General features: G+C 60.7%; 21 protein-coding genes. 8 read left to right on the top strand and 13 right to left on the bottom strand.

Going from position 1 to position 23,668, the window contains the following annotated elements:
* The first annotated feature begins 49 nt into the window (after positions 1-49).
* Complete coding sequence (locus tag M5G18_RS12940) at positions 50-805, top strand: substrate-binding periplasmic protein (RefSeq protein WP_127796642.1); 756 nt, start codon at positions 50-52, stop codon at positions 803-805.
* On the opposite strand, the gene M5G18_RS12935 is transcribed toward M5G18_RS12940, so the two are convergent.
* The 5 genes from M5G18_RS12935 to gpmI all read right to left on the bottom strand — a co-directional run bounded on the left by M5G18_RS12935 (position 786) and on the right by gpmI (position 7,367).
* Entirely contained in the window at positions 786-2,177 is a 1,392-nt protein-coding gene (locus tag M5G18_RS12935; protein ID WP_273900131.1) for a Vps62-related protein, read from the bottom strand. The two genes, M5G18_RS12940 and M5G18_RS12935, sit on opposite strands and share 20 nt — an antisense overlap.
* Positions 2,178-2,285: 108 nt before the next feature.
* Positions 2,286-3,062, bottom strand: a complete 777-nt coding sequence (locus tag M5G18_RS12930) for a divergent polysaccharide deacetylase family protein (RefSeq protein ID WP_273900130.1) — start codon at positions 3,060-3,062, stop codon at positions 2,286-2,288.
* Positions 3,063-3,064: 2 nt separating this feature from the next.
* Entirely contained in the window at positions 3,065-4,384 is a 1,320-nt protein-coding gene (locus M5G18_RS12925; protein ID WP_007952532.1) for a S41 family peptidase, read from the bottom strand.
* 33 nt (positions 4,385-4,417) lie between these two features.
* The gene (locus M5G18_RS12920; protein WP_273900128.1) at positions 4,418-5,704 is read right to left on the bottom strand and encodes a murein hydrolase activator EnvC family protein; all 1,287 of its coding nucleotides are present in this window, start codon (positions 5,702-5,704) and stop codon (positions 4,418-4,420) included.
* A gap of 136 nt (positions 5,705-5,840) precedes the next feature.
* Complete coding sequence (gpmI, locus tag M5G18_RS12915; protein WP_273900127.1) at positions 5,841-7,367, bottom strand: 2,3-bisphosphoglycerate-independent phosphoglycerate mutase; 1,527 nt, start codon at positions 7,365-7,367, stop codon at positions 5,841-5,843.
* A gap of 153 nt (positions 7,368-7,520) precedes the next feature.
* Here gpmI and M5G18_RS12910 point away from each other — a divergent pair, with 153 nt between their 5' ends.
* Genes M5G18_RS12910 through secB form a run of 3 tightly spaced genes read left to right on the top strand, consistent with a single transcriptional unit; the run spans position 7,521 to position 8,733 of the window.
* The gene (locus M5G18_RS12910) at positions 7,521-7,934 is read left to right on the top strand and encodes a rhodanese-like domain-containing protein (protein WP_007952524.1); all 414 of its coding nucleotides are present in this window, start codon (positions 7,521-7,523) and stop codon (positions 7,932-7,934) included.
* Between the two features lies 1 nt (position 7,935).
* Positions 7,936-8,190 (top strand): glutaredoxin 3, encoded by a 255-nt coding sequence (gene grxC / locus M5G18_RS12905; RefSeq protein ID WP_085667675.1) that lies wholly within the window; start codon positions 7,936-7,938, stop codon positions 8,188-8,190.
* 57 nt (positions 8,191-8,247) lie between these two features.
* Complete coding sequence (secB, locus tag M5G18_RS12900; RefSeq protein WP_007952521.1) at positions 8,248-8,733, top strand: protein-export chaperone SecB; 486 nt, start codon at positions 8,248-8,250, stop codon at positions 8,731-8,733.
* Positions 8,734-8,798: 65 nt separating this feature from the next.
* On the opposite strand, the gene M5G18_RS12895 is transcribed toward secB, so the two are convergent.
* Entirely contained in the window at positions 8,799-9,254 is a 456-nt protein-coding gene (locus M5G18_RS12895; protein ID WP_007952520.1) for a tRNA (cytidine(34)-2'-O)-methyltransferase, read from the bottom strand.
* Between M5G18_RS12895 and M5G18_RS12890 the strand changes: the two genes are divergently transcribed.
* A complete protein-coding gene (locus M5G18_RS12890) occupies positions 9,253-9,693 on the top strand; it encodes a hypothetical protein (protein WP_273900126.1) in 441 nt (146 codons plus the stop codon). The two genes, M5G18_RS12895 and M5G18_RS12890, sit on opposite strands and share 2 nt — an antisense overlap.
* A 678-nt stretch (positions 9,694-10,371) precedes the next feature.
* Here M5G18_RS12890 and ntrC read toward each other — a convergent pair.
* The 6 genes from ntrC to glnA form a co-directional block, all read right to left on the bottom strand.
* Positions 10,372-11,808: a nitrogen regulation protein NR(I) gene (gene ntrC, locus M5G18_RS12885; RefSeq protein ID WP_007952518.1), complete on the bottom strand. Its 1,437-nt coding sequence runs from the start codon at positions 11,806-11,808 to the stop codon at positions 10,372-10,374.
* Positions 11,805-12,890, bottom strand: a complete 1,086-nt coding sequence (glnL, locus tag M5G18_RS12880; RefSeq protein WP_007952516.1) for a nitrogen regulation protein NR(II) — start codon at positions 12,888-12,890, stop codon at positions 11,805-11,807. The genes ntrC and glnL overlap by 4 nt, the downstream gene beginning before the upstream one ends.
* A 230-nt stretch (positions 12,891-13,120) precedes the next feature.
* A complete protein-coding gene (locus tag M5G18_RS12875; protein WP_273900125.1) occupies positions 13,121-13,744 on the bottom strand; it encodes a DUF4124 domain-containing protein in 624 nt (207 codons plus the stop codon).
* Positions 13,741-14,250: a DUF4124 domain-containing protein gene (locus M5G18_RS12870; protein ID WP_273900124.1), complete on the bottom strand. Its 510-nt coding sequence runs from the start codon at positions 14,248-14,250 to the stop codon at positions 13,741-13,743. The genes M5G18_RS12875 and M5G18_RS12870 overlap by 4 nt, the downstream gene beginning before the upstream one ends.
* Before the next feature lie 25 nt (positions 14,251-14,275).
* Positions 14,276-14,698: a cupin domain-containing protein gene (locus M5G18_RS12865; protein ID WP_273900123.1), complete on the bottom strand. Its 423-nt coding sequence runs from the start codon at positions 14,696-14,698 to the stop codon at positions 14,276-14,278.
* A gap of 182 nt (positions 14,699-14,880) precedes the next feature.
* Positions 14,881-16,287 carry a type I glutamate--ammonia ligase gene (glnA, locus tag M5G18_RS12860; protein ID WP_179692968.1) on the bottom strand — a complete coding sequence of 469 codons (1,407 nt, stop codon included), beginning with the start codon at positions 16,285-16,287 and terminating at the stop codon, positions 14,881-14,883.
* A 327-nt stretch (positions 16,288-16,614) separates the two neighbouring features.
* Here glnA and thiI point away from each other — a divergent pair, with 327 nt between their 5' ends.
* Entirely contained in the window at positions 16,615-18,069 is a 1,455-nt protein-coding gene (gene thiI, locus M5G18_RS12855) for a tRNA uracil 4-sulfurtransferase ThiI (protein WP_273900122.1), read from the top strand.
* Positions 18,070-18,208: 139 nt separating this feature from the next.
* Entirely contained in the window at positions 18,209-20,029 is a 1,821-nt protein-coding gene (gene typA / locus M5G18_RS12850) for a translational GTPase TypA (RefSeq protein ID WP_007952502.1), read from the top strand.
* A 422-nt stretch (positions 20,030-20,451) separates the two neighbouring features.
* On the opposite strand, the gene M5G18_RS12845 is transcribed toward typA, so the two are convergent.
* Positions 20,452-20,889: a YkgJ family cysteine cluster protein gene (locus M5G18_RS12845; RefSeq protein ID WP_007952500.1), complete on the bottom strand. Its 438-nt coding sequence runs from the start codon at positions 20,887-20,889 to the stop codon at positions 20,452-20,454.
* Between the two features lie 258 nt (positions 20,890-21,147).
* On the opposite strand from M5G18_RS12845, the gene M5G18_RS12840 reads away from it, so the two are divergent.
* Positions 21,148-23,598, top strand: coding sequence for a glycogen/starch/alpha-glucan phosphorylase (locus tag M5G18_RS12840; protein ID WP_273900121.1), 2,451 nt, complete (start codon positions 21,148-21,150; stop codon positions 23,596-23,598).
* Positions 23,599-23,668 lie beyond the last annotated feature (70 nt).

The following is a 23,668-nucleotide window of genomic DNA, read 5'->3' as shown; positions in this document are numbered from 1 at the left end:
GGCGTACCCAAGGCACTCTTGGGCACGCCATGGATTTCGGTAGCCCGACATGATCAAACGCCTGCTTCTCGCCCTCGCCAGTGCCTCCGTGTTGTTGATCAACACCGGCCACGCCGAAGAAAGTCCCGACACCGATCTGGTGCTCCTCACCGAAAACTTCCCGCCGTACAACATGGCGAAGAACGGCAAGAATTTCGCCCAGGATGAAAACATCAACGGCATCGCCACGGACATCGTGCGCGAGATGTTCAAGCGTGCCGGCATCACTTACAGCCTGACCCTGCGCTTCCCCTGGGAGCGGGTCTACAAGCTGGCGCTGGAGAATCCCGGTTACGGTGCGTTCGTCATGGCGCGCCTGCCGGATCGCGAAAAACTCTTCAAGTGGGTCGGCCCGATCGGCCCGGACGACTGGGTCATGCTGGCCAAGGCCGACAGCAAGATCACTCTCGAAACCCTCAATGATGCGCGCAAGTACAAGATCGGCGCCTACAAGGGCGATGCGATTGCCGAGACGTTGACCAAGCAGGGTCTGAAGCCGGTGGTGGTGCTGCGCGATCAGGACAACGCCAAAAAGCTCGTCAGCGGCCAGATCGACCTGTGGGCCACCGGCGATCCTGCCGGCCGTTATCTGGCGCGACAGGATGGCGTGACCGGGTTGAAAACCGTACTGCGCTTCAACAGTGCCGAGCTGTATCTGGCCCTGAACAAGGACGTGCCGGACGAAGCCGTTGCCAAGCTCCAAACTGCGCTCGATCAGATGCGCAAGGATGGCGTGGTTGACGAGATCATGGGACGGTACCTGTAAGGGGCATCGATTCCGTCGGAAGCTGCGGCTCACTCTGCGGCTGCGCAGCTGGCAGTTGTTCCGGCTTCACCGGCTCGGCAGGCGTCTGTTTTTCTGACTCGGTGTCGGACACTGTTTTCGGCTCCGGTTCGACCGGGCAGTCAGTCAGGTGCAGACTGTCCATATCAGTAAAGCTGAGATGGCCTTCCACTTGCGAGCCATCTTCGCGCAATACGCGGTAGTCGCTTTGCATCAGATAAACCGCCGCAAAGCGGTTTGGCCCCACCAGTGCAATGACTTCCGCATCCAGGGAGTTCACCCATTCATCGGTATCCGAATCGCTATTGCAGAAGCTGTCGCCCAGTCGGGCCGAGCAGATGACTGCAGACGCAGGGGTTACCGATTGCCATTGAACTCCGATGTCGATTCCGGTGTTGCGAGTGAAGCGGCGGATCATCCCGGAAGACTGGGTTCGGTGCGCCTTCCACCTGAAAGCCCGGTTTACGTCAGTGTTGTTTTTGCCCTCGCCGACCAGCACGTAACGGTCGGTTCTTTCCATTTGGTAAAACGGTGAAGTACGTAGTTGGGCCAGGCTTGTCAGGGCCGGGTCGTTGACCGCGAACCAAGGCAGGCGCACAACCTGTGTGATCCTGGCTGGTGGCAGGGCGGCAGAGGCATCATGCCCGCTGAGTTCAGGAAGCGCCGGTGGCGTTTGCACTTGAATCGGGATTGGCATCCGCAACGCATAGGCAGTACCGGGTGACACCGGTTTGCCGTAGCCCTTGGTCCCGATGAAGGTTCCGGGGGCAAAGTAGATTTCCCCGGCGGAGGCGATCGGCGGCGTGACGCTCCAGGTGCTGAAGTCGCGCGCGGCGCCGCTGCCCTGGTCGCTCCAGATCAGACTTGCGGCACTGGCGGCGACCACCAGGTCGGCCCTTACGCAGCGTACGGCGTTGAAGGAAGGCTGGGTGTTGTCGTTGGAGCACACCATGCCGAGTGCCACATAGCCTTGCGGTGGGACTGGCTGCCAGATGGAGCAGTCGCCATTGGCACCGGAGCCTGCATCACTCCATACCCGTTGGTACGCTTCGGGCCTGCTCAGGGCCGGGCCCTTGCCCGCGTCGGTGTGTTGCGGATCACCTTCGCGGACGACTGCCATCACCTGTTGTTCGTTGACGTTGTGTCGTCCCGAGACGGCGAGATCGCCCAATGGAAAGTAGCCGGGCAGCAGGTCGGGGGCCGGGGTCGGGCGCCAGAAGCTGCCGGGTTTTGACTTTGAGCCGGTGTTGTCCCAGATCCGGTGAAACTCGGTGGTGAAATGGATCAGCAGGTTTTCAACTGCGATGGGTTCCATTTGCCGAATGGGCGATTTGAGATTGATTTGGGTATTCATGGTGGGTCCCGATCAGAGAAAGCGGCTCGATAGCGCCGCGACAGCTCTGAATATCCGGGTTTGCGGGGTGCTCTTTGCGGTAACTATCTATCGCTTCGTGACAGCTTGTTACCGGTAGACCCCGTCTTTGCCATGGGCAGCGGTAGCGCGATTGCTGCGCACACTGATCATCTGCCTGATGTCGATCCACTCGATGCCTTGAGCTTTCAGCTTCGGCAGCTCGCGCTCCAGCACCGCCAGAGTCTGAGGATAAGGATGGCCGATCATCACCGCCGATCCCTGTTTGTGCGCCAGGCTGATTGCCGTCTGCAGCTGAGTCAGGATCGCCGCTTCTGTGCGCTCGTCATCGAGAAACACATCCCGCGAAACACTTGCCAGATCGATCTTCTGCGCCTGTTGCGCAGCGACGGTCTGGGCGCTGGTGCGGCTGTCGACGAAGAACTTGTGGCGGCGCTGCAACTCGCCCATCAACCACGCCATGGCCACTGGTTGTGCGGTCATGCGACTGCCCATATGGTTGTTGATGCCGGCGGTGTAGGGGACCATTTTAAACGCAGCGTTCAGGCGTTTTTCGAGTTCTTCGATGGGCAGTTCGGGATGCCAGGCGAACGGGCCGGTGGCCGGGTCCATCGGCATGTGCAGGATCACGATCTTGCCGGCACGATGGGCTTCGCGGGCAAATTCGGTGGCGTGCGGTGTGTCGGGCATGATCGCAGTGGTTACCGGCCCGGGGAGGGCCAGCACGCGGCGATCCCGGGGCAGGTTCTGCCCCAGGTCGTCGATGATCAGCGTCAGGTAGGCTTTTTGAGGTGTTGGTCTGGCAGGTTCTGCGTGAGCAGCGCCCGCCAGACAGCACAGCAGGACAAAGACGAAACGCAAAGACATCCTCAACGGCCGGACGTGATGCTCAGGCCTTTGAGCAGGCTCAGGGCCTGGGCCAACTGGTAATCGTCATCCTGCGGCATCGCCTTGGCCTTGCCGCCGGAGCCGGTCGGTTTGTCCGCGCCGCCGTTGCCGTTGCCCAGGTGACCTTGCAGGTCGGCTTCCTTGAAGTAGTCGTTGTCCGCCTCGTTGGTGATCTTGGCACGGCGCACTTCGATGTCCGGGACGATGCCCTGGGCCTGGATCGAGCGGCCGTTCGGCGTGAAGTACAAAGCGGTGGTGATCTTCAGCGCGCGGTCGTTGTTCAGCGGCAGCACGGTCTGCACCGAGCCCTTGCCGAAACTGGTGGTGCCCATGACCACGGCGCGTTTCTGATCCTGCAAGGCGCCGGCGACGATTTCCGAGGCCGAGGCACTGCCACCGTTGATCAGCACGACCATTGGCACCGCTTCGCTTTCGTCCTTGCCAGTGGCGGAGAAGCGCAGTTCTGAGTTGGCGATCCGGCCCTTGGTGTAGACGATCAGGCCTTTGGTGATGAAGTGGTCGACCACTTCCACCGCCGCCTGCAACACGCCGCCCGGGTTGTTGCGCAGGTCGAGGATGATGCCGTTGAGCTTCTTGCCGTTGTCCTTGCGCAGCTTGGCCAGGGCCTTGGAGACCTCTTCGCCGGTCTTGACCTGGAACTGGGTGATGCGGATCAGGCCATAACCCGATTCCAGCAGTTGCGCCTTGACGCTCTTCACCTGAATCACCGCGCGGGCCAGGGTCACGTCGAACGGCGTGCCGCCGTCGCGGACCAGGGTCAGGGTGATTTTCTGGCCGATCTTGCCGCGCATCTTGTCCACGGCTTCGGTCATGGTCTGGCCACGGGTCGGTGCGCCGTTGATCTTGACGATGAAGTCACCGGCCTGGATGCCGGCCTTCGATGCTGGCGTATCGTCGATCGGCGACACGACCTTGATGAAGCCGTCTTCGGCGCCGACTTCGATGCCCAAGCCGCCGAACTCACCGCTGGTGCTTTCCTGCAACTCGGTGAAATCTTCAGGGCCGAGGTAGGCGGAGTGCGGATCGAGGTTGCTGAGCATGCCCTTGATCGCGTTTTCCAGCAGGGTCTTGTCGTCCACCGGCTCGACATAGGCGGCCTTGATCCGGTCCATGACCTCGGCAAAGGTGCGCAGCTCTTCCAGCGGCAACGGCGCCTTGCTGGTGGCAGCAGTGCCTGCCGGAGCGACAGCCGGGGCCGGTTGAGCGGCAAACGCCAGAGGCGCGCCGATCACCAGGGCGATCGTCAGGGCCAGCGAGGTAAGACGGGACAAATGCAGCATGTCGAACGAACTCCTAATATCGGTAACTCACGCCTATCCTTGCGCGCGGCACCATTGCGCCGGATCACTCGGGTGACCCTGCTGACGAATTGCGAAATACAGCGCTGGTGTGTCCTGACCGCCACTGTTACCCACAGTGGAGATGGACTCACCGGCTTTTACCACGTCACCCGCCGACTTCAGCAGCGTCTGGTTGTGACCGTAAAGACTCAGAAAACCGTTGCCGTGGTCGAGGATCACCAGCAGTCCTGCGCCGCGCAGCCAGTCGGCAAACACCACACGCCCGCCGTGTACGGCATGCACCTGGCTGCCGGCGGAGGCGCTGATCATCACGCCGTCCCATTTGGTACGGGCATCGTCGCCACGGGTTTCGCCGAAGCGTGCCAGCAGTCGACCATCAACCGGCCATGGAAGTTTTCCCCGACTTGACGCAAAAGGGCCACCGAAGGTCTCGCCGCCGCTGGACACCAGGGCGCCGGGAGTCGATCTGACCGGTTTGCGTGGGGCGTCGGAGTTTTCCGCCTCGGCCTCACGCAAGCGCTTTTTTTCGGCTTCCTGCTGGGCGATGAGCGCTTTCTGCCGCGCTTCTTCTGCCTCACGAGCCTGGCGGGCCAGGGTTTCTTCAATGGTTTTAAGGACTTTAGACAGGTCTGCCTGATCCTGCTCGCGGGCGGCCAGTTTCTGGTCCCGGGCTTTTACGTCGTCATTGAGTTTGGCAAGGGCCTGCTGGCGTTCCTTGCGGACCTTGTCGAGCGCTTCGCGCTGAGTGTCGAGATCGCTTTGCTGTACCAGCAATTGCGCCTGCTGCAAACCGATGTCCTTTTCGACATTGGCCAGTTGGCGCAGGGTTTCGTTGAAGCTCTTCAACTGCTCCAGGCGAGCCTGGCTCAGATAGTCGTAATAGGTGAGGGTGCGGGCGAATTTCTCGGGGTTCTGCTGGTTGAGCAGCAGCTTGAGGTATTCCTGGCGGCCGTTCTGGTAGGCGGCGCGGGCCTGGATGGCGATCAGTCGCTGCTGTTCAGTGCGCGCGCTCTGGAGTTTTTTTTTCTCCGCATCGAGCCGCTGCAGCTCGGATTCGCTCTTCTTCAGCTCTTTCTGCAAGGCTTCGACCTGCTTCTCGAGCTTGCCCATCTCGGTTTCGGTGCCCTTGAGCTCCTTTTGCACGCCGGATTTTTCTTCCTGGAGCTTGCCCAGCAGTTTTTTCAGCTCGGCAATGTCCTGGCGCGTGGCGTCCAGTTGCTGTTGGGTTTGCGCGCGCTCATCCGCGAAGGCCGGTTGGAGCAGGCATGTCAGAGCGAGGGCGATCAGGACGCGAAGCATAGAGGCGGGCGGCACCAGGGTAAGGGACGGCCTAGTATGCCCGCCCGACGCGGCAAAAAAAACGCCTCAAAGCCAACTGCTTTGAGGCGTTCGTCATAAAAAGCCGTTTCAGGCTGATTACAGGGCGTTTTTGATATCAGACCAGAATCGAAGTGCCAGTCATTTCCGCCGGTTTTTCAAGGCCCAACAGTTTCAGCATGGTCGGCGCCACGTCCGCCAGTACGCCGCCTTCACGGACTTTCAGGTCGCGCTTGCCGACATAGATGAACGGCACCGGCTCGGTGGTATGCGCGGTGTGCGCTTGCCCGGTGGATTCGTCGGCCATCTGCTCGACGTTACCGTGGTCGGCGGTGATCAGCGCTTCACCGCCGACTTTTTCCAGGGCATCGACAATGCGGCCGACGCAGGTGTCCAGGCACTCCACGGCTTTCACCGCGGCTTCGAACACGCCGCTATGGCCGACCATGTCGCCGTTGGCGTAGTTGACCACGATCACGTCGTAGCGCTGATTTTCGATGGCCTCGACGATGCGGTCGGTGACTTCCGGCGCGCTCATTTCCGGCTGCAAGTCATAGGTGGCGACTTTCGGCGACGGGATCAGGATGCGCTCTTCGCCCGGGAACGGTTCTTCGCGACCGCCGGAGAAGAAGAAGGTCACGTGGGCGTATTTCTCGGTTTCGGCGATACGCAGCTGGGTCTTGCCGTTTTTCGCCAGGTAGTCGCCGAGCACGTTTTCCAGGCTGCCCGGGGCAAAGGCTGCGGGGGCCGGGATGCTGGCGGCGTATTGGGTCAGGCCCACGTACTGCACTTTCGGCTGGCGTGCGCGCTCGAATTCCTTGAAACCGTCTTCGACAAACACGCGGCTCAGCTCGCGGGCGCGGTCGGCGCGGAAGTTCATGAACACCACAGCGTCGCCGTCTTCGACTTTTACCGGCTCACCGATGCTGGTGGCTTTGACGAATTCGTCGCTCTCGCCACGGGCGTAAGCGGCTTCCAGGCCTTCCTGGGCGGTGGCGGCGTTGAATTCGCCATTGCCATCAACGATCAGGTTGTAGGCCTGGGACACGCGATCCCAACGGTTGTCGCGGTCCATGGCGTAGTAGCGGCCGATGATGCTGGCGATGCGGCCCTTGCCGAGCGCCTGGAAGGTCGCGTCGAGCAGTTCGATCGATGACGCGGCGCTTTTCGGCGGCGTATCACGGCCATCAAGGAAGGCGTGCAGGTAGATCTTTTCGGCGCCGCGCTTGAAGGCCAGTTCGGCCATGGCGATCAAATGATCCTGGTGGCTGTGAACGCCGCCATCCGACAGCAGGCCCATGAAATGCACGGCCTTGCCGGCGGCCACGGCCTTGTCCACGGCGGCGCAGATGGTCGGGTTCTCGAAGAACTCGCCGTCGCGGATCGCTTTGGTCACGCGCGTGAAGTCCTGATACACCACGCGGCCGGCGCCGAGGTTCATGTGGCCAACTTCAGAGTTGCCCATCTGGCCGTCCGGCAGACCGACGTCCATGCCGCTGCCCGAGATCAAGCCGTTCGGCACGGTGGCCCACAGGCGATCCAGCACAGGCTTTTTGGCCGCATAGACGGCGTTGGATTCGGGGCTGTCGCTGTGACCGAAGCCGTCGAGAATCATCAGGACCAAAGGTTTAGGCGTGGTAGTCATGGAATCCACTCGTGGCTAATAAAGAAGAGGGCGATGGAAAAGGGAGTTGGAGTTTAAAGCGAAGTTCCGACCGCGTCACCGCCGGACGGGGTTTGGCCGACCATAGTGGCTGTGTATACTGGCCGACATTTTAACGCCCTGGAACCTCCTTCGATGGTTGCTCACCTGATTGAATTTGCCACTAACCACTACATTCTTGTCGGTATCTTCGTCGTACTGCTGGCATTGCTGCTGGCGCACACAGTGCAGGGCGGCGGTAAAAGCCTGAGCACGGGCGAGCTGACCGCACTGGTCAACAAGGAAGCCGGCGTGGTGGTGGACATCCGTCCGAGCAAGGATTACGCCGCCGGTCACATCGTTGGCGCGGTGAACATTCCCCAGGACAAACTGGCCGCCCGTATCGGCGAGCTGGAAAAGCACAAGGCCAAGACCATCATTCTGGTCGACGCCCTGGGCCAGACCGCCGGCACCCACGCCCGCGAGCTGATGAAAGCCGGCTTCACCGCCGCCAAGCTGTCCGGCGGGATTTCCAGCTGGAAAGGCGACAACCTGCCGTTGGTGAAGTGACATGAGCGACGTCATCGTCTACTCCAGCGATTACTGCCCTTACTGTTCGCGCGCCAAGTACCTGCTCGCGAACAAAGGCGTGGCCTTCGAAGAGATCAAGGTCGATGGCAAGCCGCAGGTGCGCGCCGCCATGGCCCAGAAAGCCGGACGCACGTCCGTGCCGCAGATCTGGATCGGCGACACCCACATCGGCGGATGTGATGATTTGTATGCCCTGGAGCGCGCCGGCAAGCTCGACGCGCTGCTCAAGGCCTGAACTGCTGCACCTGCAAACCAAGAACCCTAAAAGACCCAAGATCAGAAAGGATCTGAGATGACTGACCAACAGAACACTGCAGCCAGCGAAGAAGAAACCGCACCGCAATTCTCCTTGCAGCGCATCTACGTACGCGACCTGTCCTTCGAAGCCCCGAAAAGCCCGGCGATCTTCCGCCAGCAGTGGGATCCGGCGGTCGCTCTGGATCTGAATACCCGCCAGAAAGCCCTGGAAGGTGATTTCTACGAAGTCGTGCTGACCCTGTCCGTCACCGTGAAAAACGGTGAAGAAGTGGCCTTCATCGCTGAAGTGCAACAGGCCGGTATCTTCCTGATCAAGAACCTGGACGCGGGTTCGATGAGCCACACCCTGGGTGCGTTCTGCCCGAACATCCTGTTCCCGTACGCTCGCGAAACCCTGGACAGCCTGGTGACCCGCGGTTCGTTCCCGGCCCTGATGCTGGCCCCGGTGAACTTCGACGCCCTGTACGCGCAAGAGCTGCAGCGCATGCAGGAATCCGGCGAGACCCCGACCGTTCAGTAAGCGGTCGATGCAACAACGAAAAAAGCGCCGTTACAGGCGCTTTTTTCTTGGGCGATCGAATGGCGTTACTTGAAGTCGTTCTGCCGCCACGCTTCGTACACGGCCACCGCCACGGTGTTCGACAGGTTCAGGCTGCGGCAGCCTTCGCGCATCGGCAGGCGCAGGCGCTGTTCGCCGGGCAGGGCATCGAGCACTTCCGGCGGCAGGCCACGGCTTTCCGGGCCGAATATGAACGCATCGCCGGGGACGAACGCGGCATCGTGAAACGGCCGCGAACCCTTGGTGGTGAAGGCGAACAGCCGTGGATGACCGAGGCTTTCCAGGCAACTGGCGAGGTCGGCATGACGCTGCAAAGTGGCATACTCGTGGTAGTCGAGACCGGCGCGGCGCAGGCGCTTGTCGTCCATCTCGAAGCCCAGCGGTTCGATCAAATGCAGGTGGCAGCCGCTGTTGGCGCACAGCCTGATAACGTTGCCGGTGTTCGGCGGAATTTCCGGTTGAAAAAGGATGACGTGAAACATGCACGGCTCCGAAGGTAAAGATGACGCGCATTCTACGCCGCAAGCGAATCCGCGTTCGAAACTATTCCCGCGGGTGATGGCTTCACTGGCGATCATCGGTGTGATGGTCGGGTTGATGATCGGCCGTTTGACCACGCCTGACCCGACCGTCTTGCAGCAGGTCGAGGTGATCGATGATGGTCTGGCGGTGTGGTTCAACAACGAGCCGAAGCTGCACGGCGAGATCGTCGATGGCAGCCTCGCGTTGCTGTTCGAGGCTGAAGGCAAGGCGCAGAAAGGTCAGCTCAAGTTCAACGGCAAGGACGTGAACTGGCGGACGCGGTTGAGTGACGGGGGATTGTTGCTGACGCTGGTGGCGGCGCGGCCGCTGCAGGGCGACTGGGCCGGCCAGGCGGTCGATGACCGCTGGCGGCTGGAGATCCATCTCCGGGAGCAATAAAAGAGGGAATCCCCGGCCTGCCTGTACCAAGGTTCCCGAAACGGGCGGGCTCATCGCATCGCGTTCTGAGCCGGTGTAAAGAAGGAACCCCTGACCTGCCTGTATCAAGGGCCCCAAAAGGGTGGACTCATCGAGTCCGGTGTAAAGAGGGGAATCCCCGGCCTGCCTGTACCAAGGCCCCCGAAAGGGTGGGTGAATCGAATCACCTGATGGAGTTGTTGCAGGGGGCGTGCCAGGTTTTCGCGTTTTGAAACAAAAAAGCTCGGCACAATGACAAAGGCCCCGTAATACGGGGCCTTTGTGCATCTTGGATCTGGGTTTTTCAGCAGTTTCGACGGGGTAGGCAAGGGTGGCGCTGTGCGCGATTACGGGCCTTGGTGCATTGTCGTGGTGCAGTCGTGGGGAGTAGGCGGTGTGGCGGGGTTAGTGGGCGGATCTGGAAATGCCCCCTCACCCTAACCCTCTCCCGGAGGGAGAGGGGACTGACCGGGGGATACTTAAGAGTTACACCGACCTGATGTTGCGTTGTTGAATCCATAATCGACTCGAACATTCAGGTCGATGCAGAGCGCGAGACACCTCGGTCGGCCCCCTCTCCCTCCGGGCGGTCCGACGTTTCGGGAGGGCTGGGGTGAGGGGGGATCCCGAGTGCGCTAAAGTCTTCAAGCAAACGAGGCTCTAGCCTTCATCGCCCTCATCATCATCCCCGCCATCGACCTTCATGCCGAGTTCCTTGATCTTGCGGGTCAAGGTGTTCCGGCCCCAGCCCAGCAGGACCGCAGCGTCACGACGACGTCCGGCGGTGTGCTTTAGCGCCGTCTCGATCATGATCCGCTCGAACGCCGGCACCGCGCTGTCGAGCAGGCTCGACTGACCGCGCGCCAGGGCCTGATCGGCCCACTGACGCAGCGCCTGTTCCCAGTTGGTCACTGGCGCCGAGTCCTGAGGCAGGCTCAGCAGTTCCGGCGGCAGGTCGCTGATGTGCACCTCGCGTCCGGACGCCATCACGGTGATCCAGCGGCAGGTGTTTTCCAGCTGGCGCACGTTGCCCGGCCACGGCAGATTCTTCAGGTATTCCTCGGTCTCGCTTTTCAGCAGCTTCGGCTCCACCGCGAGCTCTTGCGCGGCGCGGCTGAGGAAGTGCTTGGCCAGGGTCGGGATGTCTTCGCGACGGTCCGACAGTCGCGGGATGTGGATGCGGATCACGTTGAGGCGGTGGAACAAGTCCTCACGGAATTTCCCGGCGTGAACCAGGGTTTCCAGATTCTGGTGCGTCGCGGCGATGATCCGCACATCGACCTTGACCGGCACATGCCCGCCAACGCGATAGAACTCGCCATCGGCCAGCACCCGCAGCAGTCGGGTCTGGGTGTCCGCCGGCATGTCGCCGATTTCATCGAGGAACAGCGTGCCGCCGTCGGCCTGTTCGAAGCGCCCGCGACGCAGGTTGGCCGCGCCGGTGAAGGCGCCTTTCTCGTGGCCGAACAGCTCGGATTCCATCAGGTCTTTCGGAATCGCTGCCATGTTCAGCGCGATGAACGGCGAAGCCGCGCGCGGGCTGTGGCGGTGCAGGGCGTGGGCCACCAGTTCTTTACCGGTGCCGGATTCGCCGTTGATCAGCACGGTGATGTTGGAGTGGCTCAAGCGTCCGATGGCGCGAAACACTTCCTGCATCGCCGGCGCTTCGCCGATGATTTCCGGAGTGCGGGTCAGGGTCGGGGCGACTTCCAGGCCTTGCTGCTCCTGAGCGTGCTGATTGGCACGCTTGACCAGTGACACCGCCTCGTCGACATCGAACGGCTTGGGCAGGTACTCGAACGCGCCGCCCTGATAGGAGGCGACAGCGCTGTCCAGATCGGAGTGAGCGGTCATGATGATCACCGGCAGCCGTGGGTGCTGCTCGCGGATCCGCGCCAGCAGGTCCAGGCCGCTGGCGCCGGGCATGCGGATATCGGAGATGATCACGTCCGGCTGCTGGCGCGCGAGGCGGCTCATCACGCCATCGGCACTGTCGAAGCTCTGGGTGGTCATGCCTTCCTGTTGCAGGGCTTTTTCCAGAACCCAACGGATAGAACGGTCGTCATCGACGATCCACACGGTTTCACTACGGCTCATGTCGATGTGGCTCCTTGTTCCAGTGGCAGAAAGATCGAAAACGTGGTGTGGCCGGGGTGGCTGTCACACTCGATCAGGCCCTGGTGCTGGCTGATGATGTTCTGGGTGATGGCCAGGCCCAGCCCGGTACCGTCCGGACGGCCGCTGACCATGGGAAAGAAGATGGTTTCCTGGAGTTCCGCCGGAATGCCCGGGCCGTTGTCGATGATCTCGATCTTGGTCACCAGACGATGGCGGACGTGGCCGATGGTGAACTGGCGCATGGCGCGGGTGCGCAGGCTGATGCGGCCCAGGCGCAGCTCGTTCTGGCTGCTGATGGCCTGCATCGCGTTGCGGACGATGTTCAGCACCGCCTGAATCATTTGTTCGCGGTCGATCAGGACGTCGGGAATGCTCGGGTCGTAATCGCGCACCAGCGTGATGCAGCCTTGGCTTTCGGCCTCGACCAGTTGGCAGACACGCTCCAGCACTTCGTGGACATTGCACAGGGCCAGCGACGGCAGTTTGTTCGAACCGAGCATGCGGTCGACCAGATTGCGCAGGCGGTCGGCCTCTTCGATGATCACGTTGGTGTAGTCGCGCAGGCTGTCTTCCGGCAGTTCCCGGGCCAGCAGTTGCGCGGCGCCACGAATGCCGCCCAGCGGGTTCTTGATCTCGTGAGCGAGGCCGCGCACCAGCATCTTGCTGGTTTCCTGCTTCGACAGCTGGGCCTCTTCCTTGGTGATGCGCAACAGGCGGTCACGGGGATGGACTTCCAGCAGGAGCAGAGTCGCGCCGTTGCTGAGGATCGGCGTCACCGCGTAATCCACGGTCAGGGTCTGGCCGGTGAGGGCAGTGAGCATCGCTTCGCGCTTGGTGAACGGGTGCGCCTGCTCCACCGCCTGGCGCAACGAATTGAGCGCCTCGGTGGACTCGGTGAACAGCTCGCTGATGAACTGCCCATGGCTGCGCTGGCCGCTGATGGCCAGCAACATCTCCGCCGCCGGGTTCATGTACTCGAGGCGCAATTCGCTGTCGAGCAGGATGGTGGCGGTGGTCAGGTTGTCGAGTAGCAAGCGATGCAGTGCGTCACTGATGGTCATGAGGACCTCTTTTGGAGCATGGCGCGCGCAGGGATACAGCGCTGATGCGAGGAAAATGCAAAAACCAAACCAAGGCTCCGAAAAGAAGCGTTCAACCCCTGAAACGGGCGTTTGACGCTCGTTTGCGTGGCAGTCGAACCGCTCTGGCGGGTACTTTCGAACCAAAATGGGTTGGAATGTGAGTACGGTGCAGCGTATTGCACCAATATAGTGCGCAAAGCTGAACGGCGTCAGAAGAAACGCAGGAAAGGATTTTTCGGTTCGGCGGGTTTGTCTTTCAGCGGGCATTCCGGGCGCACGCCATAGTCGGCGCTGACGCACGGTTTGACCTGACGCTTCTGTGCCAGGGAGATGCGCTGCATGTGGAACGGCTGGTTGGCGGTCTTCTCCACGGTTCGACCCTGGGCATCGAGGATCTCGACGGACAGGTTGTGGCTGCCTCGATCGATGTTGCTCAGCGGGAACACCGGGCTCAGACCGGGTTCACCGACGGCCTGGCCATCCAGCAGCAGGCGATACAGATGACCTCGTTGCAGGCCCGGCTCGCTGGTGACGCTGACGATCAGCTCGCCGGCGCTGCTGCGAATGGTCGCGTCCGGCTCGGGGATCAGCACGCGCAGCATGTCGTAGTGGAACAGCGGCGGCTCTGCTGATTTCTTCGACGGCGCGACCGGTGCGGCGACGGTCGGATTCGAGGCCATGCGATTGCTGGTGGCCAGCGGCACACGCTTGGCGTTGCCGCGCGGTTGGTCGGTGTAGACGCGATTGCCCTGTGCGTCGATGTAAGTGAACACCTCGGCCGATGCGCCAAACGCGATCAGCGACAGGCACAAGGCAATCAATCCCCGCGTCATGGCTTGTGCACCCGCTGCACGGTGAACACTACCGCAGGACTCTGCTGAATGATCGCCTCGCCATTGATCACCTGCACCGCGAGCCGATGCTCGCCCCGGTCGACGTTCACCAGTTGCAGGATCGGCACGTTGCTCGGCTGGCCATAAGGCGCGTCATCGAGCAGCAGACGCAATTGATGCGGCGGTTGCAGGCGCGGCTTGATCAGCACGCTGACCGTGAAGGTGCCGTTGTTGGCGCGCAGGGCTTCCTCGGTGGGCAAGCCGGTCAGCTCGAGCACTTCATAGGCATTGCGCGCAGGCTCACGGCTGGTGGTGTCTGAAGAGGGCGCGCCCGGTGCCTGAGGCTGGACGCTGTTGAGCGGCGGCAACTCCACCGGCTGCGCCTGCACGCCGTCCGGCGCGTGATCGCTGTACACCGTGTTGCCGCTGGCGTCGGTGTACTTGTAGATCTGCGCTGATGCGGTACACGCGCAAACCAGCAGCAGAATTAACAGCAATGACCGCATTCGGACGTCCTGTGAGCAGCGGATATCACTCCGACAATGGAATACCCTCGCCGCCAGCATAGAACACAACCAGCTCCACGGGTTCATCCCCGGTGACACCGCGATGACTGCGGTCGACCATCTCGGCAACGGCCTCTCCCTGCTTGAAACGCTGGCTGCGGCCATCGTCCCGGCTTTCGATCGTCAGTTCGCCGGAGAGAATATAGGCGGCGTTGGGAATCGGGTGGGTGTGCCACTGGAGTTGGGTATTGGCGGGAATCCTGAGTTTTAGCACCGACAGCTCGGGAGCGGCGTCGGGGTAACGTAGATAGGGCGTTCCATCCCACGACGTGCGGCTTTCAAGCAAGAGCTTGCGTTCTATCTGCTCCGGTTCGTCCGGAGAGGTACAACCCTGCAGGGTGAGAGCGGCCAGAGCGGCCAGCAGTGTCTTGAAGGGGCAGTGCTTCATCGCGTTATTCCTCGAATGGTCGTAGGAGGAAAAGGCTACGGACCGTTCACAAGGATTGATGCCGGACGCTGCGCAAGTTGCTCGCGGATTTGTGGATTTAGGCTGTCGGAATTTGCCCCAAAAAAAGAGGCCTCCCGAAGGAGGCCTCTTTTTGTCACGCCGCGTAGCGCGGCGCTACCGGATCAGCAGCTGTAGTACAGCTCATATTCCAGTGGGTGTACGAAGGTGCGGACCTTGATTTCTTCTTCGGATTTCAGCGCGATGTAAGCGTCGATGAAGTCGTCGGAGAACACGCCGCCCTTGGTCAGGAACGCACGGCCCTTGTCCAGCTCTTCCAGGGCTTCTTTCAGGCTGCCGCAAACTTGCGGGATCTCTTTCGCCTCTTCAGGCGGCAGGTCGTACAGGTTTTTGTCAGCTGCGTCGCCTGGGTGGATCTTGTTCTGGATACCGTCCAGACCGGCCATCAGCAGTGCTGCGAAGGCCAGGTACGGGTTGGCAGCCGGATCCGGGAAACGGGCTTCGATACGACGGCCGCGTGGGCTGTTGACGTAAGGAATACGGATCGAGGCGGAACGGTTGCGAGCCGAGTAGGCCAGCATGACCGGGGCTTCGAAGCCTGGCACCAGACGCTTGTAGGAGTTGGTGGCCGGGTTGGTGAAGCCGTTCAGGGCCTTACCGTGCTTGATGATGCCGCCGATGAAGTACAGGGCGGTGTCGGACAGGCCGGCATAACCTTCACCCGCGAAGGTGTTCTTGCCATCTTTGGAGATGGACATGTGAACGTGCATGCCCGAACCGTTGTCGCCGTACAGCGGCTTCGGCATGAAGGTCGCGGTGCGGCCGTAGGCGTCGGCAACGTTGTGTACAACGTATTTCAGAGTCTGAACTTCGTCAGCTTTCTTCACCAGGGTGTTGAACTTGACACCAATTTCGTTCTGACCGGCAGTCGCCACTTCGTGGTGGTGAACTTCAACGGTCTGGCCCATCTCTTCCAGCGCGTTGCACATGGAAGTACGGATTTCGTGGTCGTGGTCGAACGGCGGAACCGGGAAGTAGCCGCCTTTCACGCCTGGACGGTGGCCTTTGTTGCCGCCTTCCACGTCCTGGTCGGACATCCACGAGCCTTGCTCGGAGTAGATCTTGAACATCGAACCGGAGATGTCGGACTTGAACTTCACTTCGTCGAAGATGAAGAACTCAGGCTCTGGACCGGCGAATACGGTGTCACCGATACCGGTGGTCTTCAGGTATTCCTCGGCGCGGTGGGCGATGGCGCGCGGGTCGCGATCGTAACCTTGCATGGTCGAAGGTTCGATGATGTCGCAGACCAGGATCAGGGTCGGCTCTTCGGTGAACGGGTCCAGAACGGCGGTTTCGTCGTCCGGCAGCAGGATCATGTCGGAGGCTTCGATGCCTTTCCAGCCAGCGATGGAGGAACCGTCGAACATCTTGCCAACTTCGAAGAAGTCGTCTTCCAGCGCATCGCGAGCCGGCATGGTCACGTGGTGCTGAGTGCCTTTGGTGTCCGTGAAGCGCAGATCAATCCACTTGACGTCATGATCTTTGATGAGTTGAACCGACTTCGACATAGTGTCCTCCGGGTGAATTAGGGCGGGTAGTGGATGCCCTTAATAGTGGTGATGCCGGCGCGAATACTCTGCCAAGGCAACCTGCCTCACAAGGGAGCAAATTGCATGCCAGTGCCCCAGCATGGGTTTTTTGCCCCAAATTCACGCTTCTAAAGGTCGAAAGCGCCTTAAAGGCGAAAATCTCGCCCTTTAATGTAGCGCTCAAATCGAAAAATGACCCGTTTTGGTGCGCGCAAAACCTTCTGCACATTAACTGGTTAAACCTTGAGCAATTTCCGCTATAATCCGCGCCCCCCTTTTTCGGCTGGCCCTGCGCGCGCTGTTTTCATGAAACTAATCGTAAAAGTCTTCCCCGAGATCACCATCAAAAGCCGACCTGTCCGGACGAAATTCATCCGCCAGCTGGCCAAGAACATCCGCACCGTGCTCCGCGACCTGGACCCGGCCGTGGTGGTGAACGGTGTGTGGGACAATCTCGAGCTGGAAACCCGCGTCACCGACCCCAAGGCCCTGAAAGAGATGGGCGAACGCCTGACCTGCATGCCGGGCATCGCGCACTTTCTGCAGATCGACGAGTACCCGCTGGGCGACTTCGACGACATCACCGAGAAGTGCAAGCAGCACTACGGCGATGCGCTGGCCGGGAAGATCTTCTCGGTGCGCTGCAAGCGTGCGGGCAAGCATGCGTTCAGCTCGATGGACGTCGAAAAATACGTCGGCAGCAAGCTGCGCCGTGAGTGCGGTGCCGCCGGAATCGACCTGAAACAGCCGGAAATCGAAGTCCGTATCGAAGTTCGCGACAAACGGTTGTTCGTGATCCACAGCCAGCACAATGGCATCGGCGGCTACCCGCTCGGTGCGCTGGAGCAGACGCTGGTACTGATGTCCGGCGGCTTTGACTCGACCGTTGCCGCGTACCAGATCATTCGTCGCGGCCTGATGACGCACTTCTGCTTCTTCAATCTGGGCGGTCGTGCCCACGAATTGGGCGTAATGGAAGTCGCGCATTTCATCTGGAAGAAGTACGGCAGCTCGCAACGCGTGCTATTTGTCAGTGTTCCGTTCGAAGAAGTATTGGGCGAAATCCTCGGCAAGGTCGACGACAGTCATATGGGCGTCGTATTGAAGCGTATGATGTTGCGCGCAGCGTCGAGCATTGCCGAACGCCTGCACATCGATGCGCTGGTCACCGGCGAAGCGATTTCCCAGGTGTCGAGCCAGACGTTGCCGAACCTGTCGGTCATCGATTGCGTCACCGACAAGCTGGTGCTGCGACCGCTGATCGTCGCCCACAAGCAGGACATCATCGACACGGCCGACCAGATCGGCACCGGTGATTTCGCCCGGCACATGCCGGAATACTGCGGCGTCATCTCGGTCAACCCGAAGACCGCCGCCAAGCGTGGCCGGGTCGAGCACGAAGAGCAGGAATTCGACATGGCGGTGCTCGAGCGTGCGCTCGCAAACGCCAGACTGGTGCCGATCGATCGGGTGATCGACGAATTGGGCCAGGATTTGCAGATCGAAGAAGTCAGCGAAGCGCTGGCCGGTCAGATCGTCATCGACATCCGCCACCCGGATGCCGCCGAGGATGACCCGCTGGAACTCGCCGGCATAGAGGTACAGACGATGCCGTTCTACGCAGTGAACGCTCGTTTCAAGGAACTGGACCCTACTCGCCAGTACCTGCTGTATTGCGACAAAGGCGTGATGAGTCGCCTGCATGCCCACCATTTGCTCAGTGAGGGGCATGCCAATGTGCGCGTTTATCGACCGAGCTAAGTGCCCGGGGCTGTTTGCCTGTGGCCTGCGTCACCGGCCCCCCGACACCGCCGTCAAGCTGTAACGGCCATGCCGGACACTACTGTCAATCGCTGCCAAGACTTGTCAGCAAACCGAATCCTCTGATCGAGATACACAAGTGATCGAAAATCTACGCAACATCGCCATCATTGCCCACGTTGACCATGGTAAGACCACCCTGGTAGACAAACTCCTGCGTCAATCCGGCACCCTGGAGCGCAACGAGCTCAACGACGAGCGCGTGATGGACTCCAACGACCAGGAAAAAGAGCGCGGCATTACCATTCTGGCGAAAAACACCGCCATCAACTGGAACGGCTACCACATCAACATCGTGGACACCCCGGGCCACGCCGACTTCGGCGGCGAAGTTGAGCGCGTAATGTCCATGGTTGACTCCGTGCTGCTGCTGGTCGACGCCCAAGACGGCCCTATGCCGCAAACCCGTTTCGTGACCAAGAAGGCTTTCGAAGCCGGCCTGCGTCCAATCGTGGTCATCAACAAGGTTGACCGTCCGGGCGCGCGTCCTGACTGGGTTCTGGACCAGATCTTCGATCTGTTCGACAACCTCGGCGCTACCGAAGAGCAACTGGACTTCCAGGTTGTTTACGCTTCGGCCCTGAACGGCATCGCCGGTCTGGACCACACCGCCATGGGCGAAGACATGACCGCGCTGTACCAGGCGGTAGTCGACCACGTTCCGCCTCCGGCTGTTGACCGTGACGGTCCGTTCCAGATGCAGATCTCCGCTCTGGACTACAACAGCTTCCTGGGTGTTATCGGTGTTGGCCGTATCGCTCGTGGTCGCGTCAAGCCGAATACCCCGGTTGTCGCTATCAGCGCCGACGGCAAGCGCCGCAACGGTCGTATCCTGAAGCTGATGGGTCACCACGGTCTGCACCGCGTTGACGTTGAAGAAGCTGCAGCTGGCGACATCGTCTGCATCAGCGGTTTCGACGAGCTGTTCATCTCCGACACCCTGTGCGACATCAACAACGTCGAGGCGATGAAGCCTCTGACCGTTGACGAGCCAACCGTTTCCATGACCTTCCAGGTAAACGACTCGCCATTCTGCGGTAAAGAAGGCAAGTTCGTGACCTCCCGTAACATCAAGGATCGTCTGGACAAAGAGCTGCTGTACAACGTTGCACTGCGCGTTGAAGAAGGCGACTCGGCTGACAAGTTCAAGGTATCCGGCCGTGGTGAGCTGCACCTCTCGGTACTGATCGAAACCATGCGTCGCGAAGGCTTCGAGCTGGCCCTGGGCCGTCCTGAAGTGATTATCCGTGAAGTTGACGGCGTGAAGCAGGAACCGTTCGAAAACGTGACCATCGACATCCCTGAAGAATCCCAGGGCAAGGTCATGGAAGAAATGGGTCTGCGTAAAGGCGACCTGAGCAACATGGTGCCGGATGGCAAAGGCCGTGTTCGTCTGGAATACAACATCCCTGCTCGCGGTCTGATTGGTTTCCGTAACCAGTTCCTGACCCTGACCAACGGTGCTGGCATCCTGACCTCGATCTTCGACCGTTACGCTCCAGTGAAGTCGGGCCACATGTCCGGCCGTCAGAACGGCGTTCTGGTTTCGGTTGAAACCGGCAAGGCACTGACCTACTCCCTGGAAACCCTGCAGGCTCGTGGCAAGCTGTTCGTAGAACACGGCCAGGAGATCTACAACGGTCAGATCGTTGGTCAGAACTCCCGCGACAACGACCTGGGTGTGAACCCGACCAAAGGCAAGAAGCTCGACAACATGCGTGCTTCGGGTAAAGACGAAACCATCGCTCTGGTCCCACCTGTTCGCTTCACCCTGGAACAGGCTCTGGAATACATCCAGGAAGACGAGCTGTGCGAAGTTACTCCTAAGTCCATCCGTCTTCGCAAGAAGATCCTGGACGAAAGCGAGCGTACCCGCGCTGCCAAGAAAGCCAAGGCATAAGATTTAGCCAAGGCTGAAAAAAACGCCCCCGGTCGAGAGACCGGGGGCGTTTTTGTTTGTCCGGGGAAATGTGCTGAGCCTGAAAAGCCCCCTCACCCTAGCCCTCTCCCGGAGGGAGAGGGGACTGATACGGGGATGCTCAAGAAGTACGCCGACCTGATGGTTCTATGCCGAATCCATAATCGACTCGTTCTTTCAGGTCGATGGATAGCGCAAGACACTTCGGTCGGCTCCCTCTCCCGGAGAGTGAGGGGACTGATCGGGGGATGTTTGAGAGATGCGCCGACTGGATGGTTCTGTTCCGAATCCATAATCGACTCGGTTTTTCAGGTCGATGTATAGCGCAAGACAACTCGGTCGGCTCCCTCTCCCTCGGGGAGAGGGCTGGGGTGAGGGGTTGGATCTTGAGTCAGTCGCAAAAATCAGAAGCGCTCGATCGACCGCGAATTCTGCACCCGCTCCACTTCCTTCGGCTTGTACGCGCAGTAACCCGGGCGCGGGCCGATTTTCGGGTGGTTGCGGCAGGTGTCCGGGCGCTTGTCATAAATGGTGCACAGGCGGCTCTTACGATCCAGGTAATAGCAATCGTTGTTGCTCATGCGCTGCAGGGTGAAGATCCCCGACTTCTGGTTGAAGCGCTCGACCAGACCTTCTTTTTGCAGACGCTTGGCGATGTTCTTCGGCGGGTCGCCCAGTTCGAACTCGTCGACCACACCGATGCGCACCAGGTCCTTGATCTTGACCTCGACCGGCAGCGTGCAGCAGCTGGAAACGCACGAGCCGCACATCGGGGCCGAATATTTGGCCCAGGTATCGAGACGGTCGATCTCGGCTGCGGCGATCAGGTTGGGCTTCATCATCGGTGTTTACCAGGCGTGTGCATCAGGGCGCGCGATCATACCGGGACTGGTGGATTTTTGAACAACCTTTCGCCAGATTTTTTCTTCATGAATCCACATCGTCCGACAATTCGGCACGGCCCCTGCATTCATTACCGCATTCGCCAGGGTATTGCCGGACGAAGTCTCACTCTCAGGAAAAACTGCCGAACCAGAGCCCCTACCGTCGGTCAGACCGTCTAGGCTCTGACAATTCCCCGCTCGCTCGAGGTCCTATCGATGACTCAAGAACCACTAGTTCGCGAAGCAGAGGTGGCCGCATTCCGCGACGCCGTCCTGACCAAACTCACCTACGCGGTGGGCAAAGACCCGGATCACGCCTTCGACCATGACTGGTTCGAAGCCATCGCCCTGGCGGCGCGCGATCACATGGTCGAGCACTGGATGGACCACACCCGGCAGATCTACCGCAAAGGTCAGAAGCGGGTGTATTACCTCTCGCTGGAATTCCTCATCGGCCGCCTGCTGTACGACAGCCTGAGTAACCTCGGTCTGCTGGACGTCGCCCGTGAAGCCTTGACCGAACTGGGCGTCGATCTGGAGCGCATCCGCATCCTGGAGCCGGATGCGGCGCTGGGCAACGGTGGTCTCGGCCGGCTGGCGGCGTGCTTCATGGAAAGCATGTCGACCCTCGGCATCGCCGGCCACGGCTACGGCATTCGTTATGAACACGGGCTGTTCCGCCAGGCCATCGTCGATGGCTGGCAACAGGAGCAGACCGAGCACTGGCTGGATTTCGGTAACCCCTGGGAGTTCGAGCGGCCAGAGGTCGTCTACACCATCGGCTTCGGCGGCAGCGTCGAGACCGTCACTGACATCGCCGGCAAATCCAGACAGGTATGGTCGCCCGCCGAAACCGTCCGAGCGATTGCTTACGACACCCCGGTGGTCGGCTGGCGCGGGGCGAGCGTCAACACCTTGCGCCTGTGGCGAGCGAGGGCCATGGAAGATCTGCATCTGGAGCGCTTCAACGCCGGTGACCACCTGGGCGCCGTCGCCGAAGTGGCCCGGGCCGAAAGTATTTCCCGCGTGCTCTACCCGGCGGACAGCACCGAAGCCGGGCAGGAACTGCGCCTGCGTCAGGAATATTTCTTCGTCGCTGCCTCGCTCCAGGACTTGCTGCGCCGTCATCGCAACATGCACACCTCGGTGCTGACCCTCGGCGATCACGCGGCAATCCAGCTCAACGACACGCACCCCTCGATCGCTGTTGCCGAACTGATGCGCCAACTGGTCGATGTCTACGACGTGGCCTGGGACGCGGCGTGGCAAGTCACCGTCGACACGCTGTCGTACACCAACCACACGCTGCTGCCCGAAGCGCTGGAAACCTGGCCGGTGGGGCTGATGGAACGCATGCTGCCGCGGCACATGCAGATCATTTATCTGATCAACGCCCAGCACATCGATTCGCTGCGGGCCAAGGGCATCCACGATTTCGACGTGCTGCGCGCGGTGTCGCTGATCGAGGAAGACAACGGCCGCCGGGTGCGTATGGGCAACCTCGCGTTCCTCGGTTCCCACAGCGTCAACGGCGTGTCCGGGCTGCACACGCAGCTGATGCGCAAAACCGTGTTCGCCGAACTGCACAAGCTGTATCCGGAACGGATCAACAACAAGACCAACGGCATCACCTTCCGCCGCTGGCTGTACCAGGCCAACCCTGAACTGACGTCGATGCTGGTCGATTCCCTCGGCGCAGATGTTCTGGATAACCCCGAACAGCGTCTGCTCGATCTTGAGCCGTTCGCCGAAAAACCCGCCTTCCGCAAAGCTTTCGCCGAGCAGCGGCTGCACAGCAAAAAGGCCCTCGCTTACCTGATCCATGAACGGCTGGGGATCGCGGTCAATCCGGCGGCGATGTTCGACGTGCAGGTCAAACGGATCCACGAATACAAACGTCAGTTGCTCAACCTGATGCACACCGTCGCGCTGTATCAGGCGATCCGCGCCGAGCCGGAAATCGACTGGGTGCCGCGCGTGAAAATCTTCGCCGGCAAAGCAGCGGCGAGTTATCACCAGGCCAAGCTGATCATCAAACTGACCAACGACATCGCCCGGGTGGTGAACAACGACCCGACCGTGCGCGGCCTGCTCAAAGTGGTGTTCCTGCCCAACTACAACGTCAGTCTGGCGGAGAGCATCATTCCGGCGGCGGACCTGTCGGAGCAGATCTCCACCGCCGGTTTCGAGGCCTCGGGCACCAGCAACATGAAGTTCGGCCTGAACGGTGCGCTGACTATCGGCACCCTCGATGGCGCCAACGTCGAGATGTGCGAAAACATCGGCGCCGAGCACATGTTCATCTTCGGTCTCAGCGCCCAGCAGGTCGAGGCGCGCAAGCAGAACCACGAGTTCAGCGCCTTGCCGGACATCGCTGCGTCCCATCGCCTCAACGATGTGTTGCAGGCGATTCGTAGCGGGGTGTTCTCGCCGGACGACACGTCGCGCTACACCGGGCTGATCGATTCGCTGGTGGATTACGACCGGTTCTTCGTCTGCGCCGATTTCGACTCCTATTGGGATGCGCAGATGCGTGTCGATGCGCATTGGCACGACGCGAACAACTGGTGGCGCTCGGCGGTGCTGAACACCTCGCGCATGGGCTGGTTCTCCTCCGACCGGACAATCCGCGAGTACGCCACGGATATCTGGAAGGCACTGGAGTAACTTTTAGCGACAAATGTGCGCCCGGCCCCACGATTGTTGGGTCGGGCCGATATACTGAGCCTTGGTTCCG

It is taken from the genome of Pseudomonas aphyarum (assembly GCF_028657055.1).
Classification (GTDB): domain Bacteria; phylum Pseudomonadota; class Gammaproteobacteria; order Pseudomonadales; family Pseudomonadaceae; genus Aquipseudomonas; species Aquipseudomonas aphyarum.
The sequence above is the reverse complement of the archived record's forward strand: the minus strand, read 5'-3'. Positions and strand labels throughout refer to the sequence as shown.